11 protein-coding genes are annotated in these 17,936 nt (G+C 69.9%); 6 read left to right on the top strand and 5 right to left on the bottom strand.

Features of this window, described 5'->3' with window-relative positions:
- Nucleotides 1-124: 124 nt before the first annotated feature.
- Nucleotides 125-3,223 carry a hypothetical protein gene (locus FHU34_RS21430; protein ID WP_244311777.1) on the bottom strand — a complete coding sequence of 1,033 codons (3,099 nt, stop codon included), beginning with the start codon at nt 3,221-3,223 and terminating at the stop codon, nt 125-127.
- Nucleotides 3,224-3,392: 169 nt separating this feature from the next.
- Between FHU34_RS21430 and FHU34_RS33835 the strand changes: the two genes are divergently transcribed.
- The 3 genes from FHU34_RS33835 to FHU34_RS21415 all read left to right on the top strand — a co-directional run bounded on the left by FHU34_RS33835 (nt 3,393) and on the right by FHU34_RS21415 (nt 5,850).
- A complete protein-coding gene (locus FHU34_RS33835; protein ID WP_244311776.1) occupies nt 3,393-4,184 on the top strand; it encodes a hypothetical protein in 792 nt (263 codons plus the stop codon).
- Between the two features lie 212 nt (nt 4,185-4,396).
- Nucleotides 4,397-5,626, top strand: a complete 1,230-nt coding sequence (locus FHU34_RS21420) for a cytochrome P450 (RefSeq protein WP_145783343.1) — start codon at nt 4,397-4,399, stop codon at nt 5,624-5,626.
- The gene (locus FHU34_RS21415) at nt 5,623-5,850 is read left to right on the top strand and encodes a ferredoxin (RefSeq protein ID WP_145783341.1); all 228 of its coding nucleotides are present in this window, start codon (nt 5,623-5,625) and stop codon (nt 5,848-5,850) included. The genes FHU34_RS21420 and FHU34_RS21415 overlap by 4 nt, the downstream gene beginning before the upstream one ends.
- 162 nt (nt 5,851-6,012) lie before the next feature.
- Here the strand turns inward: FHU34_RS21415 and FHU34_RS21410 are convergent, their stop codons facing one another.
- Nucleotides 6,013-8,289, bottom strand: a complete 2,277-nt coding sequence (locus FHU34_RS21410) for a glycoside hydrolase family 44 protein (RefSeq protein ID WP_244311775.1) — start codon at nt 8,287-8,289, stop codon at nt 6,013-6,015.
- Nucleotides 8,290-8,472: 183 nt separating this feature from the next.
- On the opposite strand from FHU34_RS21410, the gene FHU34_RS21405 reads away from it, so the two are divergent.
- The 3 genes from FHU34_RS21405 (at nt 8,473) to FHU34_RS21395 (ending at nt 10,725) form a co-directional block, all read left to right on the top strand.
- Nucleotides 8,473-9,504: an outer membrane protein assembly factor BamB family protein gene (locus FHU34_RS21405; protein WP_167524867.1), complete on the top strand. Its 1,032-nt coding sequence runs from the start codon at nt 8,473-8,475 to the stop codon at nt 9,502-9,504.
- Nucleotides 9,505-9,611: 107 nt separating this feature from the next.
- Nucleotides 9,612-10,004, top strand: coding sequence for a nuclear transport factor 2 family protein (locus FHU34_RS21400; protein ID WP_145783336.1), 393 nt, complete (start codon nt 9,612-9,614; stop codon nt 10,002-10,004).
- 184 nt (nt 10,005-10,188) lie between these two features.
- Complete coding sequence (locus FHU34_RS21395) at nt 10,189-10,725, top strand: GNAT family N-acetyltransferase (RefSeq protein WP_145783334.1); 537 nt, start codon at nt 10,189-10,191, stop codon at nt 10,723-10,725.
- A 130-nt stretch (nt 10,726-10,855) separates the two neighbouring features.
- On the opposite strand, the gene FHU34_RS21390 is transcribed toward FHU34_RS21395, so the two are convergent.
- The 3 genes from FHU34_RS21390 to FHU34_RS21380 all read right to left on the bottom strand — a co-directional run bounded on the left by FHU34_RS21390 (nt 10,856) and on the right by FHU34_RS21380 (nt 17,803).
- Entirely contained in the window at nt 10,856-11,527 is a 672-nt protein-coding gene (locus FHU34_RS21390) for a hypothetical protein (RefSeq protein ID WP_145783331.1), read from the bottom strand.
- A 152-nt stretch (nt 11,528-11,679) separates the two neighbouring features.
- Entirely contained in the window at nt 11,680-12,210 is a 531-nt protein-coding gene (locus FHU34_RS21385) for a GNAT family N-acetyltransferase (RefSeq protein ID WP_145783329.1), read from the bottom strand.
- A gap of 235 nt (nt 12,211-12,445) precedes the next feature.
- Nucleotides 12,446-17,803, bottom strand: coding sequence for an AAA family ATPase (locus tag FHU34_RS21380; protein WP_145783327.1), 5,358 nt, complete (start codon nt 17,801-17,803; stop codon nt 12,446-12,448).
- Nucleotides 17,804-17,936 lie beyond the last annotated feature (133 nt).

Below are 17,936 nucleotides of genomic sequence, written 5' to 3'. Positions count from 1 at the left end.
CGGAGGCAACCGAGCAGTTCGATCTGGTGGTCATCGGTGGGGCCAGGGTGGCTACGTCGCGGCGATCCACGGTCTCGCCGGACATCTGACCAACTTCTGAGCGGAGGGCCGTCGAGTGGGGCGGTCAGGCCGATTGCCGCCGCCGGCCCAGTGACAGAAGCAGGCCGGCGGCGGCCAGGACGGTTCCGGCGGCGGCGGTGTATGCCGGGAGTTGGGCGGGAACGCCGAGGTGGACGGTGATGCCGAGGATGCGGGACAGACCCCAGGGCAGCAGCGCGAGCTGGTCGTTCCACACCGTCAGCGCGCGTTCCAGGCCCACTACCCAGACCAGGGCGGACAGCACGCCGAGGGGCGCACCCGCGGCGGTGAGGGTCAGCCCGACGGCGCTGCGGCGGCGTAGGCCGTACCGGTCCCGCAGGACCACGGCGACGGCCACGAACAGCCAGCCGAACGCCGCGAACGCGACGGTGACGTACGCCGCGCGTAGGCCCGGCGCGGTCCAGAAGGCGAACCAGTAACCGCCCGGTCCGCGCCCGGCGAGCGCCGCCAGCAGCAGTACGCTGCGCAGCAGTGCGACGCCGCCGACCACGGCCCACAGGTGGAACGGATCCCGCCGGCCGACGACGAGGCGTACGACGAGGGCGAACAGCGCCCACCCACCGAGGGTGACCAGCAGGTGCGCCGGCGCGGCGAACCAGGTCAACACGAGCCGGCTCGCCACCAGCACCACGGCCGGGACCAGCCACACCAACACCCGGTCTGCCCGCGTCGTGGGCGTCGGCAGCGCGGCGACCCGCCACGGCCGGAGCGCGCCGAGCAGCAACCCGCGCGCGGCGGCTGCGCCGAACCCGCGTCGGTACAGGCCGAGCAGCACCACCAGCAGGATCGACCCGAGCAACGCACGGGCCGCCCAGGCCATCGTCGGGTCCCGGTCGGCGCGCTGCGCCCCGAGGTCGGCGGCGGTGAAGTTGTACGCGGGCAGGTCCAGGTCGGCGCCGTAGCGCTGCCGGTGCGCGTCGCGCGCGTCGTGGTATGCCGCCGCGGCCAGCCGCCAATCGTGGCGGGCGGCCGGGGCGCCCGTGTCCAGCCACTGCGCGTGCCGCAGCACCATGGTCCGGTACGCGCTCAGCGTCTCGAACAGGTCGACCTGGTAGTCGAGAGTCGCGGTGAAGCGCCCACGCAGTTCGGCGTCCCGCCAGGTCGCCGGTTCGGTCGCGGCGACCAGGTCGCGCATACGCCGGGCCAGCACGACGGCCTGCCTGCCCTCCTCGATCGCCGCGTCGACGCGGCCGCCGGTCACCGCGTAGATGCTGTCCAACGCCGCGGAGTCGCCGGTCAGGATGTCCCACTCGAAGATCCACATCATGGGCGGCGGTTCCAGCCCGAGCGCCCGCACCGACCGGTCGGCATACGGACCGATGTAGAGGCCTTTGGTGACCGCCTGCCGGGACAGCGCCATGGCCTGCCCGATCGCGGCCACGGTGGCCGGGTCGCCGGAGAACGTGCGGTACGCCCAGTCCGCGGTGACCTGCGCCGGGTCGGCGTGCGGGTCCCAGGCCAGGCGGCCGACAGCGTACGTGTTGAGGTCGTAGAGCTGCCAGAACCCGGCGCGCAGGTACAGCGACATGGGCCCGGCGCGCAGCGGCCCGCCGTCCTGAGTCCAGTTCCAGACACCCTCGACGTTCGGGTTGGCGGCAAGGAACGCGCGCAGCGCCTGGCGGTGCAGCGGACCGAGGTCGTTGGGCAGCGAGCCGAACGCCTCGAACTCGCGCCGGGCCTGGAACTCCACAATGCGGCGGTGCCCGCCGCCCAGCAGGGTGGTGTTCAGCGGTAGATGGCTGTAGAAGTCGCCCAGGGTGTACTTGGTGGACACGATCAGGTGCGGGTCGTCGAACCCGCCGAGGACCTGCGCGTACGACTCCGGGTTGGTGTGCAGGTCCCCGACAGCGCCGACGCCCACCGTCCACGTACGGAAGATGATCTCCTTCCCGACTGAGCCCGCGGTGTCCAGCAGCGCCCGCAGCATCGCGCGTACGGACGCTTCGGTGGTGACCGCGAGCCGTGACGAGTAGTCCCAGCCGCTTCCGGCGTACACCTCGCCGCCCTCGCCGACGCGGACCATGAGGCCGTCGACGAACGGCATGCTCTCGAACAGCTCGGCCAGACCGACCTGGTAGACAGCCCACAGTCGAGGGTCGGCCGTGTCGAGACCGCCGACGGTCCGCGCCAGGTATGCCTCCAGCGGGGGCGACACCGCGAGCATGTCGGTCAGCAGGAAGACCCGCACGCCCATGTCCTCGGCGTACCGGAAGACGGGGCCGAACGCCGCGACCATCGCCCGTGCGCGGTCGACGTGCGGGTCTCCGGGCGGGTAGACCGCACGCCCGTCGCCGACCTTCGCGAACGTGACGTACTCCAGGAAGCCGGGCACGACGATTCCGTTGAATCCCTGCGCCACCGAGTGGTCGACGAACTGCCGGAACTGGGCGTCGATGCGGGCCACCGCGGCGGCGTCCACCCACGGCGCGTCAGGCAGCACTGCCGACCCGACCACGTCGGTGTTCAGGCCGTAGTCGTCGCCGGCGGCGAAGGCGGCTGGGTCGGGCTCGCGCCCCACCGATCCCGCGTCGGTCAGCCGCAGGCCGAGCTGGGGGATGACCACCCGACCAGCGTCCGCCGCGGGAAGCAGCTCGGCACCGGAGCGGATCCGGTCGGCGAGCCCGTACATCCCGGCTGTCAGGCCCGCGACGTCGCCGCCCTGGACGGCCAACTCGGCGCTGCGCACGTCGAGCCGGTACGACTCGGGCGTACCGCTGAGGGTGGCCAGCACGCCCGCTCGCAGCGTGGTCACCGCCGACATGTCCGGCGCCGCGACGCGCGCCGTGCTGGTGCCCGGCGTGGCCGTCGCGGACCTGGCCGGGTTCGACGCGGCCGGGACGAGCACCGGCCGGGGCAGGCCACGGAAGACGACCGCGTCGGCGACGGCGACGGCGGCCTTCCGGACGCGTGGCTCGTCGGGCACGACGAGGGACGCCAACGGCGGAACCGGTGCGGGCGTCCGCGTCGGCGCGGCGACGGCGTCCTCACGCGGCACGGCGGCGGGGGCGTGGCTCAGCCCCAGCGTGTCACCGACCGCCCAGGCCGTGGCCGCGCCGAGCGCCAACAGAACCACTGCGGCGACAAGCAGCGGGTACGGCCTACGGGACCGGGCAACGTGAGCCACGCTCGCATGGTAAGGCTTCGCTGGCCTCCGTCCTCCGACGTAGGGAGGCAGGATGTCGCCGGGTTGGTCAGGTGGCAATCACTGTGTGGGTTAACGAGCGACGAGCTTCTTGTCGGCTTGCCCGGCCCTGGCACGCCAAGGCCGGAACCTGCCTGGAACCATCGGAGTCGTGACAACCTTCCGCCTGCTGGCACAGACGAGTCGTTCCGCGCGATTCGCTGAGGTCACCGTCGAGGTCGCAGCGTCGGACCGGTCCGACGTCGAGGTGACCGCCGCCGCGATCGACGAACATCGGCGGGAAGCCGAGCTAGGCGCCCGCTGGGCTCTGCAGAAATCTCCCCGAGAGGTACGGGTAACTGTGACCGGCGTTGTCACCACCGACGTCGACACCGGCCTGGGCGACGTTTACGAGGCCACTGTTCGCGCCGTGTGGCAGGCGCTGCGCGTCGAGCACCCGGTGCCGTACGTGGGCTTCAGCGATCCCGAGATGGTCGCGTCGTGGCTGAAGGGCTCGGTGGGCCGACGGCTCGACGCCGTGACCGAGGCCCGGTACTGGTCCGAGGGACGGCGCGAACCGGACGCCGAGAGCCTGCTGCATGCCTGGCTGTACTTCGAAGGCGGGATGCCGGTCAAACTGCACGGCCGTGGCGACCAACTCCTGCTCGCGAAGGAGAAGCCGTACCGAGCCACCGACATGGACGAGTGCGGCGAGATCAGGGTCGGCCCGGCGCGGCATCCGTCCGTGCTGTCCGGGTTCATCGGCGCCCGGCTCACCGATGGCGCCGTCATCCTCGGCCACGACGGCGACACGGTCTCCGCTGGAGTCGTGTTGCGGTTCGAGAAGGGCGACCTCGTCATCGGCACGCTCGGCGACGAGTGGGTTCTCGCCGTCGGCTCGGTGCCGTCCGCCGCCGCTCACTACTGGGCTGTGCAGCCCTTCGTGCACGACGGCCGAGGGTAGCGGGCACTTTATCTCCTGAGCCACGGGAACGCTGGCGCGATGGATGCGGGCAGCTTCCATGGCGATCATCGGCATCTATCGCTACGATCCGATGTCGAGATATCACTGAGCGTGGATGTGTGCTGTCCGCAAGCCTGGACGCTGGCAATCCGGCGCCGCTACGCACGTGGTGCCGGCCCGAGGATCACGCCGTCTCGACGAGGGGAACCCGGATGACGGAGAGCGCGCAGACGACCGAGAGCCGTACCGTTCCGCCCGCGCGGCCGTACCCGTTCAGTGTGCCCGACCGCCTCGTCGTCGATCCGACCTACGGCGAGCTGCGCGAGAACGAGCCGATGACCCGGGTGAAGTGCCCCTACGGCGAGGAGGCGTGGCTCGCCACCCGGTATGAGGACGTCCGTCTGGTCCTCGGCGACGTGCGGTTCGGCCGCGCCCCGGCCGTTGAGCGCGACGAGCCCAGGCTCACCCCGCGCCAGCAGTACAGCGGCATGCTGACCATGGACCCGCCCGATCACACCCGGCTGCGTCGGTTGGTGGCGAAGGCGTTCACGGCACGTCGGGTAGAGGCGCTGCGTCCCCGAACCCAGGAGATCGCCGACACGCTGGTCGACGACATGGTCCGGCTCGGCCCTCCGGCCGACCTGGTGGAGCACGTCGCCACGCCGCTGCCGATCCAGGTGATCTGCGAGCTGCTCGGGGTGCCGTACGCCGACCGCGACCGCTTCCACATCTGGTCCGAGGCGATCGTCTCGACCACCTCTCTGCCCATGGAAACGATCCAGGAATACCTGAACAATCTCTGGGGCTACATCGGTGGTCTGGTCGCCGAGCGCCGCCGCGACCCGGGGATCGACGACCTGCTCGGCGCGTTGGTGCGGGCCCGCGACGAGAATCAGGATCGGCTCAGCGAGACCGAGTTGGTGGAACTGGCCGGGGGGCTGCTCGCGGCCGGCCACGAGACCACGGTGACCCAGATCCCCAACTTCATCTACGTCCTGCTGCACAACCCGGACCAGCTCGCTCGGCTGCGGGCCGACCCGTCGCTCGTGCCGGTCGCGGTCGAGGAACTGTTGCGGTACGTGCCGCTCGGCGTCGGATCCTCCTTCGCTCGGTACGCCAAGGAGGACGTCGAGGTCGGCGGGGTGCTGGTCCGGGCCGGTGAGCCGGTTCTGGGCTCACTGTCGTCGGCGAATCGGGACGGTACCGTCTTCGCCGACCCGGACCGGCTGGACTTCGACCGCGAGCAGAACCCGCACCTGGGTTTCGGGCACGGCGTACACCACTGCGTCGGTGCGCAGTTGGCCCGCATGGAGTTGCAGGTCGCCGTCGCCACCCTCGTCACTCGTCTGCCCGGCTTGCGGCTCGCCGTACCGGAGGCCGAGCTGGAGTGGAAGCGGGGCATGTTGGTGCGGGGCCTGCTCGGCATGCCGGTGGCCTGGTGAGTGCCACCTGGCGGATCGGGGTCGACGCGCGCCGCTGCATCGGCACGAGCATCTGCGCCGGCACCGCGCCCGAGCACTTCCGCCTGGTCGATGGCCTGTCCGCGCCGCTTACCGACGTCGTCGCCCCGGACGAGGTCGTCATCGACGCCGCCGACTCGTGCCCGGTGGAGGCGATCACCGTCCGCGACGCCAGCGACGACCGGCTGATCGCGCCACAGGAGTAACCCGAGATCGATCCCGGCCGTCCGCGCCCACGACGCCCGGCAACTGCGACGTGCGGCAGATCAGCGACGAGGCGCTCAATCTGCCGCACCGGACAGCTGCTCGAGAGCGGGAGGAGCCGGGGCGCCGCTGCGCCCCCGGCCCCTCCCGCTGGGTCTCTCAGGTCACCCGCATCGTTGGCCGTTGAGGGTGAAGGCGGTCGGTGCCGGGTTGGTGCCGGTCCACGTGCCGTTGAAGCCGATGCTGGTCGACGCGCCGGGGGCGAGTTTGCCGTTCCAGCTCATGCTGTCCGCGGTGACGCTCGTTCCGCTCTGTTTCCAGGTCGCCGACCAGCCCTGGCCGACCTTCTGGCCGGCGGTAGGGAAGTGGAAGGCGAGTTTCCAGCCGTCGATCGCGGTGGTGCCGGTGTTCTTGATTGTCACGCTCGCGGTGAAGCCGCCCGGCCAACTGTTCGCCGTGTAGGCGGCAGTGCAGCCGCCGGTCGGGGCGGTGGGCGCGGTCCGCACGGTCAGGCCGGGCGAGGCCGCCGAGACGTTACCCGCCGCGTCACGGGCGGTCACCACGAAGGTGTACGGGGTGTCCGGCGTCAACCCGGTCACTGTGTACGTGGTGCCGGTGGCGGTGCCCACCTTCACGGTGCCGGAGGCGTCGACCCGGTGCACGTCGTACCCGGTGACGGCGGTGTCGTCGGTGGACGGCGTCCACGCCAGCGCGATGCTGTCGCTGGTGATCGTGCCGGTGGTCGGCTTGCCCGGGACGGTCGGCGCCTGGGTGTCGCCGGGAGCTGTGCCGCGCGGCAGCACCAGGTGGGTGATCGAGTTGGCCGGGAAGGTGGTCGTGAGGCCGCCGGCGGTCACAGGCTGGTCGGCCTCACGGACGACACCGGCGAGGTCCGCCCCGCTGTAGCGGTAGACCTGAGCGGTGCTGGCGGAGGCGCCGGTGAGGGCGACCTGGCTGGTCAGGTCCTCGCCGGTTTTGTTGACCACGACCACTGTGAGTGCCTTGTCGGCGCTCCGCTCGGCGGCGTACACGGCCAATCTGCCCTGGTCGGCGCTGGTGGCCCGGACGGAGGTCTCGCCGAACGCGCCCCCCTTGCCGTCGTAGTTGCGGTAGATACGGAAGGCATTGGCCACCGGCTGGTCGGCCGCCGGTGCGGTCCAGAGGGTCGCCAGGTCGAGTCCTTCGCGGCCGAAGATGCCGAGGACGTCGGCCTGGGCAAGCGCGCCGTTGAGCGACCCGTAACCGCCCCAGTTGTATTCGGTCATCGCGATCTTCGTGCCGGGGTAGTGCTGGTCGACCAGCTCGCGCAGGCGCGGGATGTACCGGACCGGCTGGTTGATCCAGCTCTCGTCCACGTAGGTCGGGTCCCAGAGTTGGCGGGTCGAGCGCAGTCGCAGCGCCTGGGTGGTGGCGTCGCCGGCCGCGTCGCCGAGCACGCCGGACTGCTGCGGGTAGAGGTGGACGTCGAAGTAGTCGAGGATGCGGGTGCCGTGCTGCTGCTCGTACTCGCGCATCCGGTCGAGGTACCAGGGGCCGAGGTCCTGGCCGCCGTGCGCGGCCTTGTCCGGTGGGTTCGACCAGCAGCCGGTGCGCGAGCAGGTGTCCTGGTCCAGGCCCGAATAGAAGATCGAGTTCAGGCCCCAGCCGACGGGACCGAGTGTCTTCGCGCCAGGGTCGGCGGCCTTGATCGCGGCGGCGTACTCGTAGGTGCGGTCGCGGAGCTCGTCGTAGCCCAGTCCGGTCGGGCGGACGTCGCGGTGGGTGGAGTGCCACAGGTCCGGCTCGTTGTCCAGGTTGTAGAACTGGACTCCGCCGTCGGCGGCGGCGCCGAACTGCCCCTTGAGGTGGTTGACGAAGTCGATGGCGTACTCCGGACCGACGGCGATGCTGGTGTCCGCCGGATCGTTGCCGGTGACCAGTGACCCGTCCGGCTTCTTGCCGTTGCCGCAGTCCGGTGCCCAAGGATCGGTGGACTCCTGTGGGCCGTACTTGGCGACGCTGAAGCCACATGCCCGTGACCGGTCCTTGGCGATCCAGCCGAGCATCGGCATTGTCATGACCGTGGCGGCGCCGGTGGCCTTGTTCTGCTGCACGAACCGGTCGGTCTCCGAGCCTGCCGGGAGGTCTTCCGGACTCGGGTTGTCGTTGGGGATGTTCTCGAAGTACCAGTCCGCCGCGCGGTTGGTGGTGTCGGCACGGAAGTTGTAGCGGGTGGTGGCGTTGCCGCCGTACCGGTGCACTGGTAGCCGCAGGTCGCGGGCGAGCGCCTCGTCGGCGAAGTTCATGCCGTAGATGTACGGGCTGATCTGGTGCCGCGCGGCGGTGGTGTCCACGGTCAGCGCCGGGCCGGCTACGGCCAGGGCGGGCTCCGGCAGGACCAGACCGCCGAGGGCCGTGGCGAGCACGACCGGGAGTAGAGCGGTGGTGGGACGCACGAGCATTCCTTTCGGATAGACGCTCAACGATGGGAGCGCTTCCACAGGATTGCGCTTTCCTGCCGCTGAGTCAACGCCGGAAGGCTCCTTGTGGATCATGCGAGTCGAGCGGTTTCGCGCAGGGAGTGCCGTCCGCGGCCCCGTCGGCGCGCCGCCCCAGCTTCGGGACAGGTGAGCCACACTGGGTTGGTGGATCATTCGTTGACGGTGCGTTGGTCACGGCTTCTGCACCTGCGCTCGAACGAGTCGACGTTGGCGGCGGCACCCGGCGCTCTTGTCGTGGCGGAGCGCCACTCACGTCTGGTCCGACTGGACCCTGAGACCGAGGCGCCGTTGTGGGAGCAGGGCGTCGAGGACTGCTGGGGCACTACCGTCGTCGCGGGCGAGCGCTGCCTCTATCTGAGTCAGGCTGGTGTCCTGAACTGCTTCGACATGCACAGCGGGCAGCGGAGTTGGTCGACCCCGAACCTGGGCTTGCACCACTACATCAGTGTCAGCGGATCCATTGCGTTCCTGGGCGGATGGCGTGGCTATCGTCCGCTGATACGAGTGGATCTGGCCAACGGCGAGCCTCTACCGGATCGGTTTCCGGGGCCTGCGGCAGGCAGCAGCTTGGCCTGGCCTCTGCCTGTGCGATTGGACCTGGAGCGGTCCCCGGCTGATGCGGTCCTGATCGCGACTGCCAACGAGGCGGCACTGCTGCTGTTGGATACTCGAACCGGCGCTGTCAGGGGTGAGTGGGCGCTGCCGGAACCGGTGTACTTTCCCGACTCCGGCCTCGCCTTCAATGCCGGCGAAGACGGCTGCATCGTCTTTCTCAGCGGCAGGCGCACCGTCATGGCCCTGAATCCCGGCAGCGGCGTGGAAGTCCTGTGGCAGCACGACCGGGACCTGCCACCGCTACCGCCGATCCTCACCGGCCGGACGCTGTGGCTGGCCGAAGACACCGGCATCACGATGATCGACCTGGACCGCGGTAACCGAACCGAAGTAGTGGACCTCCCGCACGGTGCCACCTGTGGTGGTGTGCCCGTCCCCGGAGGTGCGCTCTTCGCCCGCTCCGGTAACCATCTCGTCGTAGTGACCCCGAGCGGGGCGATCGCCGCTCGCGTGCGACTTCCCGCACGCACTGGCCGGCTACTTTTCGACGGTCGATCCTTGGTACACGCGATGGGCAAAGGCCACCTCACCACGCTCGACATCTCGACCAAGCTGAGCTGACTCCTTGTGGCTGACGGCATCGAAAGCGGCCGCCGAACACGGCGTCGCAATGCGCAGGAGCCGTGCGCGACGATGGGCTGGCAGGGCAGAACCCGTACGCTGGAGCGGTGATCGACTTTCGTGCCGCGGTGGAAGCACGCGACCCCGATGCCCTTGAGGCGGCCCTGGCCGACAACGTGGTGTTTCGCAGCCCGGTGGCGTTCAAGCCCTATCCGGGCAAGGCAATCACCGCAGCGATCCTGCGGGGTGTGCTGCGGGTCTTCGAGGACTTCCGGTATGTCCGCGAGCTGAGCGGCGAGGGCGGCCGCGACCACGCGCTGGTTTTCGAGGCGCGAATAGGCGACGTGGCCGTCGAGGGTTGCGACTTCCTGCACCTGGATGACAGCGGCTTGATCGATGACTTCACGGTCATGGTTCGTCCGCTGTCCGCCGCGCAGGCCCTGGCCGCTGCGATGGCCGCTCAATTCGAGCAGATCCAACGTGAGGCGGCCGCCGGCTAGCGAGAGTCAGGAGCCCGCCAGCGTCCCGGCTCGCCTGACATCAGACAGGCCTTATCCCGGTCGCCGTCGTCGGCGGTCACGCCGACATCCTGCGAGAGCTCATCGACGGTGCCACCGGCCGTGGGGCACCGCGGCTCGGAGCCGAGTTCCGTCGCCGTCATGCTACGAAGGGGGCGCACCTGACATGACCAATTTCCGTGATCCCACGTCCCTGGGAACTCCGCGGCTGCTGTTGCGACGCTTGCACAGCACCGATCTGGACGGCTTCGCCACGGTGAACGCACAGCCCGAGGTGATGCGCTACATCCATGACGGTCGCACCCTGGACCGGGCGGCCACCGCAGAGCGCTTGGCCACTTATCGGCGGCACTGGGACGAGCACGGCTTCGGGCTGTACGCGGTGGAGATCAAGGAGACCGGCGAGCTGGCCGGTTTCACCGGGCTGGCGGTGCCGACCTTCCTGCCCGAGATTATGCCAGCCGTGGAGATCGGCTGGCGGCTCGGCCGCGCGCACTGGGGCCGAGGCCTGGCCACCGAGGCGGCCCAGTCCGTGGTCGCTCACGCTCGTGCCGAGCTGGGACTGCGGCGGCTGGTCAGCATCCACGTTGTCGGCAACGAGGCGTCAGCGCGAGTGATGGTCAAGCTGGGCATGACGCTGGAGCGCGAGACGGTGCAGCCGGACACCGGCCGCCAGGTCCGGGTCTACGCGATGGATCTGTAAGCGCTCCAACCAGCGGCCGTTCCCGCCTGGGAGTCGTCCTCCGCCAGTGCGCCGACCAAGCCCTTGAGCCACTCGCCACGGCACGTGCGGTGCCGATGCGCGTGTTTACCGTTCGATGAGGTGCCTATCGCTAGTCCCAATCCGCTGGCGCCTCGACGAGTTTGCATCGGAGCGCGTCGCGGATCAGCGAAGCATCCTGGCCGAACGGGCTGCTGAGATCCCAGTACTCGTGGCTGAGCGTGTTATCTGGTGCGAGGCGGCCGATCAGGTCGGCGATGTCGTCGAGTTCGAAGTAGGTTGCGGCCGTGGTGAACGCGACGATCTGCTCGGCGGTGCAGTCGTCCAGCGGCCACGCGGCACCGTTTGCCATCGCACCATTGTGGAACCACATCAGGTAGGACAGGTGCACCAGGCCAACCGGGCCCTCCGGCGCCGCCCACGGTTCCATGTCGAGGGCTCGGTCGATGATTGCCCCGACACGGTCGCGGTCGAGGTATTCACCTGCGCCCCAGCGCCAGTCCAGGGAGTGAACCCAGCGGTAGTTCGCGTCGGGCGCGCGCAGGATCTCCAGGCCACGGGCGCGGGGCAGGACGTTCGTACCGGACTCGACCAGGTGAAGATCCCGGCCGCCGCCGCGCCGCTCGACCCGGCAGTGGTCGGGGTCGCTGACCCACACCATGACTTCGGCGTGCTCGAAGACCGGTTTGGTCTCGGGGTCGACTGCGAAGTAGGTGATTTCGAGATCGGCAGGATCGATGACGCGCTGCCGTTTGCGAGCCTTGTACAACCGCAGTCTGATCACGCCTCCAGTCTGCAGGCCGTCCGGCGAGGCGGTCCTGTGCCGTGCTGCGGTCGGGTGAGCGGCCTCTGCGGTGCCCGATCGCGTCGTAGCTGGAGGAACTGAGACCGCGCGCCGTGCTCGCTCCAGCTTCCCGCGTGCTGAAGCGACCTGGACTAACCGGAGGTGGTGAAGGTGATGAACGTATCGGGGGGTCGTGTCTCGGCAGTGGGGCCGTCGTAGATCTCCCATGTAGTCCCACTGACCTGGGTCGCGACCGTCGACCAGAACGCTTCGACGCCGGGGTCGTAACGCTGAAAGCCGATGCGCCACCTGGCGGGGAACAGGGAGATGACGTGAAGAGCAGCGGCGCGACCGACGCCGGTGCGGCGCAGCGCACGGACGACGAAGAAGCTGGTGATGGACATACCGCCCTCGGCCGGGGCCGTCATCACAAAGCCCGCTGTCCGACCGGCCGCAGTGATCAACCAGGCGCGGTACTGCGGGTCGACGCCGGCGAGGAACCGGTCGAGCGGGCGGTCGTTGAAGGTGCCGTCGTCGTTGGGGAGATGACCGTAGGCCTCCGACAGGTCATGTCGATACAGCTGACCAAGATTGCTCAACACCGCCCGGTGCGAGCGGTCGACCGGTGTCAGGCCGACGGGATTCGACAGTGGGCGAGGTGGCGTCGCAGCTTCCCAGGGCACCCAGCCAGCCTTCCATGTCGATCAAGCCGTCCGACGCCGGCATCGCCTACGGCTGAGGCGATGAAGGGTGCAACTGGCGAGACAGTCCGAGATCAACCCCAAGCTGTCGGACCGCATTTCGACGGGCGGTGCAACCAGAGCGGCCACTGCACCACATGAGGAACCGCGCACGACAGCCCTCCGTGGTTGCGGTGGTGCAACGACCGAGAGCAGCGAGCACGGTTGGCAGACCGGGTTACCGCTGACGGCCGATCCTGCTGCGCAACGCGCCGATGATCGCCGCATGGACCGGGTGCATCGCCTCCTGTTCCTTCACCGACAGCAGGTTCCCGGCCGCCGCTCGACGTAGCGCCGCAGCAAGTGGCGCCCCGTCCGGCTTCGCCGCCAATTCGACCAGGATCGGTTCACACGCCGTTCGATCCCGCAGCCCGCCGGTGTAGGCGGCTGCCACCGCGACGATCGCTGTCTCGTGGTCCGCGATCGCCTGGTCCAGGCCGAACAACTCGGCTACCGGGATCCGGTATGCGGCGTGCACGGCATCGGCGACCGCGGCCGCCGCCCGGGGCGGGGTGCCGATCATCTGCGTGACGAGTTCCCCGAACCGTACGCCGGGCACCTCCTCCACCACGGCGACGATGCTGTCCAGGGTGGGGGTGGCCCGGGTGCCGTCGGGCTGGTACAGGTGCGGTGCGGCGTAGCGGACCGTCAGTTCGGCCGCGGCATCCTGCCCGTCCAGCGTGCAGATGATCGCCGAAGCGAGCAGGTGCGATGCCTTCGCGGTCGGCGTCTCAGCCGGTCCGTCACCGGTCGCGAAGTAGTAGTGCTCCTGGGCGATCAGTGGAAGGCTGACGTCCCGGCTGTCCATGCCCTGGTAGGCGTCGGCCAGCGCCTGCCGACGCCACGGCGCCTCTGGCGCCAGCGTCCTCCCGGCCCGGTTCAGCGCCACGTCGAACTGCGCCCGAGTTGCCGCGTCCAGGTTGCCCGAGATCACCGCCCGTACCTCGTCGTACACCTCGGAGATCTCGGCGATGCGTCGGAGCGGGCTCAGCAGCGTGACCCGGTCCAGCTTGTGCAGGGCGAGCTCGACGGGACTCGCGCCGCGCAGCTGCATGTTCGCCGTGAGATCGTCGTGGAATTCGAGGGCCAGCTCCCAGTTCCGCAGTGCGACTGCGGCCAGCATGCCGAGGGTCAGCAGTTGGTCCCGTACCGTCGACGGGTTCACCGGGTCGGTGCGGCTCGGTAGGTCCGGCTCGCCTCGCAACTCATCCCGCAGCGGTGCCAGTTCCGCGAGGACCTCCTCCCAGCGGCACAGGTCGTCAAGGAGTTGTAGCCGCCGCCCGAGATCGAAGCGCTGACTCCACGGCCCGAACCCGGCCCGCCGACGATGCACGATGGCGTGATCGGCGTACGGCAGCGCCTCGGCGAACTGTTTGCGCACGCGCAGCAGGCCGCTGAGCTCGGCCGCCCGTAGACCGGCCCGTACGTGATCCTCAGCGTCCACCGCAGCGCGGTAGTCCGCCTCGGTGAGGGCCAACCGATTCCCCTCCGGGCAACCCTGCACCGTCTGGCGCCACCGAATCGTCTCCAAGACTCGGCGGATGACGGCGGCGTCGGCGGGATGCAGCTCGGCGATCAGGGCGGCATCGTCGCGCTCGCCGCCGACCACCCGGCGGATCGCCGCAGCTAGCCCTCCGGCATGGGTGCCCGGCTCCATCGGCTGCAGGATCGTGGTGAGCTGGCGGTTCGCCTGCGCGTCGCCCGTCGCCGCCGTCGCGATCAGAGGCATCAGGCTCTCCCAGCGCAGCAGGTTGCCGGTCAGGTCGAAGCCCTGCTCCTCGCCAGCACGCCGGACGTCAGCGAGAAGTGCACGGAACTGTTCCTCGGCCAGGCTGTGACACTGCTGCGACGCCTCGGCTCCTCGAACGATGCGGTCTTGTTCCGCCGGATCAGCGGCGAGCAGCGCGTGAACCACATCGAGCAGGCGTACGCCGTCGACGCGGCCCACCCGGGCGGCCAGCGCCGCGAGGTCTGCCGGCAGCCAGCTCTGCCCGTAGGTGTGCAGATCGGCGGCGATCGGATGCAGGAACGTGGGCAGCAGGGCCGACCCGGTGATCCGGGTCAGCAGCGCGCCGGTCAGGTGGTGGCCGAGCTGGCCGGCCGGATCGGTGCCGAGTTTCCCGAGATGGTTGCCGAGCAACTGGTGTCCAGCGGCGAGGTCAGCGGCGAGCGGATGCCGGTAGGCCAGCCGCAGCGCGGTCTGTTCCAGATCCACCGCCTCGGTCAGGTTGCCCTGCTTCGCGGCGAGCAGAGCTGCGGTGCCGATCGCCCGGGACAGGCTCAGTTCGTCGCCATGCTCGTCGAAGACCCGCTGGCAGTACGTCAGCACCTTCCTCGCCTCGTCGAAGCGCCCAAGTTGGATCAGTGCGTGGGCGTCGTTGAACCAGAAGAACGCGACCTCCGCCTCGGCCGCGCCCCGCCGCTGGACGCTGTCGAGCAGAACCTGATTGTGGTCGAGCGCGACCTGCCACCGTTTCAGCGTCAGGGCGGCACTCACCGCGAGGCTGAGGGCCGTCTGCCGAACGAGCCACGCCACGGCACCTTCCGACGGCCTGCCGAGCGCGGTCGGCTCCGTCGACAACATATGTAGCTCCTCGAGGACCTTGGTCACCTCGGTCAGTGCTTGCTCGGCATGACCGCTCTCGTGCAGCACCTGCAGTCGCGTCACCCGTGCTCCGGCCCGTCTCCATGGGCTCCCGCGCTGGACCAACCGCTCATATCGCTCGGCCAGTTCCAACGCTTCGGCGAGGCGTCCCTGCTGGTGCAACTGGTTGGCCAAGGCGCCGGCGGCGACGGCTGTCACCTCCTCATCAGGTGCGGCCAACTCTTGCCGCAGCAGCCGTTCCGCCTCGACCGGGTCCAGGGGTTGCAGCGCCATCGCGAGGACCAGGTCCCGTCCGGGTGTGGCGGGGTCCAGGGCAGCGGCGTAGGACAGGGCGATCCATGCGGTCCGCGAACTGGCGTCGCGGAGCAGCGCCGCGCCGAGGCACCCGGCCGCGCGGGCGAAGCTTGACTGCCGAAGGAGGTACGGCACCGCCGCGAGATACGCGCCGACGACCACCGAGGTGGTTTCCCGGTCGCCGCGGTCTTCCTGCTCCCGGGCGACCTGCTGCCAGGCGTCGGCAAGAATGAGGTCCACCGCGCCGGCGACCTGCTCCGACGTGTCGGCCCGTACCGTCGCAGCGACCACCGGGTGCAACTCGTACCGGATCACGCCGGTGGCACCTGTCATGTCGGCGCCTGCCGGTATCGAGGTGCCCACCAGTGTCCGCGGCTGCGTCAACGCCGCAGCGGCGAGAACGGACAGCATCGCGTCGGACGGTGGAGCCGGCTCCCGCGGATCCACCTCTTTCCACACGTCCACCCAGACGACGCGGATGGTGCCGGGGAATCGGTGTGCCGGCTCGACCGCTGCGAGCATCTGCACCATCAGCATCGCCGCCGGATCGAGCCGCCGCGTCGTCTCCCGGGTCCAGCCCGTCAACGTCTCGCCGAGCCAGTGCTCGCCGTCGGCCGGCTGGCCGGTCACCTGGAGCAGGCGGGACAGCTCCGCAGGCTCGGCCGCGGCGGCGTCGGCCAGTTCCAGCAGCTTCGGATGCCCCTGCGCGGTGGCCAGCACGGCAGTCACCAGAGCCCTGTCCAGGCGGTGAGCCACATCGTCCGGGGACGTGGAGCCGCCCGATTCGGGTCGGCCGGCGGGATCATCGATGTGCAGCAGCCGCCGAAGGTTGGGCAGTTGCCGGACCAGGGCACTCGCCTCGCTGTCGGACAGCGGTTCGACGCTCAACTGGCGTACCCCGGCGCCGGTGGGCGCGGCCGGCGGGACCCGGCTGGTAACCAGCAGCCGGGTCGGTCCCGATCGGGCAGCGAGCATGGTGAGCAGGTCCAACCAGCGTCGATCACGCCATCGCCCGCTCGCCGTCAGGAGCGACTCGGCATTGTCCAGAACGAGCAGAGCCTGCTGTTGGTCGCACCGGTCGAGCAGTTCGGCGACAGCCGCCACCCACCCCTGCTGATCGTCGGCCGCGACGGGCGGGAAGACCACGGCGTCACCGACACCACGTTCGACGGCGTCGATGAAGGCAGTCAGCGTGTCCTGCTGGTCGGCGTCCCGTTCGGGAGCGGACCAGAACACCACGGTGCCGAAGTCGGCCTGATGCCGGTGTACGAGCTCCACCGCGCAGGCCGTCTTGCCCACCGCTGCCATTCCGGTCAGGACAATGACTGGAGTGCCGCCGCCGGGTCGTAGTCCAGCACCCGCGAGTGTCATCAGCTGTTCCCGACCGACGAATCGGTCCGGTGCCGCGGGCGTGGACCCGGCCGACTGTGGGGTGAAGCCCGTCAGTGGATCGGCGGCGACCGGTTGTGCATTCGCCGGCGCGGTCAGGAGATCCGCTCCAAGCACTGTGACGTCGTCCGGACCGATCAGCACCGGCGCTGCCAGCGACAGCGCCGGCCGGGCCGCCGACACGCCCGCCGCAGCGACCTTCCGGACCGCCTGCGCCGCCGCCGTGCCAACATCCAGTCCGCTGTCGATCAAGCCGGTGTAGAAAGCGATGGCCAATTCGCCGGCGACATCGTCGGTCACCGGGTAGCGCATCGCCAAGACTGTGCAATCCAGCTCACGTGCCAGCCGTACCCCCAGACTGGCTGGCGCGGCGGCGAGGTCCGTCACCTGCGGTCCGGGCTGGTCGAGATCCACCCAGCGCGGTGGCGCCGCCGCCGACTCGCACGTCGAGACGAATACCAGCCGCAGCCGGCCGCCACCCGGACGGAGCAGGTCAACCAGGGACGACGCGTCGATCTCGTCCGGTGCACCGCCAGGGCCTTCCAGCAGCAACCTACTGTGCCGCCCGTGACCGGACAGGTGCAGCACGTCGGGGCCACCATCGCGGGCCATCCGGTCGGCCAGCACCTCGCGGGTCACACCCCACTGGACGATCTCCAACTCGACCGGGAGGGCCAACTGTCGGACCAGTTGAGTCAGCTGCTGCCGCTCCGAGCGCAACCGCAACGCGGTCGTCCCGGTCGGCAGGCTGAACACCGCTAGTAGGCGTACTCCGGTGGCCGACGACGCCGTCGTGGGGGCGCGGTCTGCGGCGACCCTGAACGACACCTGCACCCTTTCGTTCTGCGCCAGTGGGACCCCGTCCAGGTGGGCCAGCTCCAGGGGGAACGCGGTCAGGAACGTTGCCTCAGCCACTCGGATCCGCAGGCGCACCGGGGTGTGTCCGCCGAGTTCCGCCATGACTGCCGGGCCGAGGACCTCCCGCGCGATGAACCCGCCGAGCCGCGCCACGACCTCGGCGGCACTCGCCACCCGGCGGTCCGGCTCTGCGCGCCAGCTCAGGTAGGTGTGCAGGTCGATGAAGGCGGCAACCTCCCAGCGCCGCCGGTCGAGTGCGACGGCGTGTTCGGCGAGCTGTCGGCCGGTGTCCGGATCGACCAGGATCCAACGCCAGTGCAGCGGATCGGTCACGTCGACGGCGCACAGGTCCAACCGTCGTACCGACGCCTGCTGAATGGTGTCGACCATGGCACTCTCCCGATCGCTGAAAGGGCGGTTGTCGGGTGAACGGTGTGCCTCCACACTGGCACGGTGACCGAGAAGGAACCCAGCCGTGACTGGCCACCGCAACAACCCGATCGGTGCCCCATCTGCCAGGTCC

It is taken from the genome of Micromonospora taraxaci (assembly GCF_007830095.1).
In the GTDB taxonomy this organism is placed as follows: Bacteria; Actinomycetota; Actinomycetes; order Mycobacteriales; family Micromonosporaceae; genus Micromonospora; species Micromonospora taraxaci.
Note: the sequence above shows the minus strand (reverse complement) of the source record. Positions and strands in the feature narration are given on the sequence as shown.

Excerpts from the sequence above, each read along its gene's own strand:
- FHU34_RS21420 (WP_145783343.1), top strand. The coding sequence starts at position 4,397 with ATGACGGAGAGCGCGCAGACGACCGAGAGCCGTACCGTTCCGCCCGCG.
- FHU34_RS21410 (WP_244311775.1), bottom strand. The coding sequence starts at position 8,289 with ATGCTCGTGCGTCCCACCACCGCTCTACTCCCGGTCGTGCTCGCCACG.
- FHU34_RS21395 (WP_145783334.1), top strand. The coding sequence starts at position 10,189 with ATGACCAATTTCCGTGATCCCACGTCCCTGGGAACTCCGCGGCTGCTG.
- FHU34_RS21380 (WP_145783327.1), bottom strand. The coding sequence starts at position 17,803 with ATGGTCGACACCATTCAGCAGGCGTCGGTACGACGGTTGGACCTGTGC.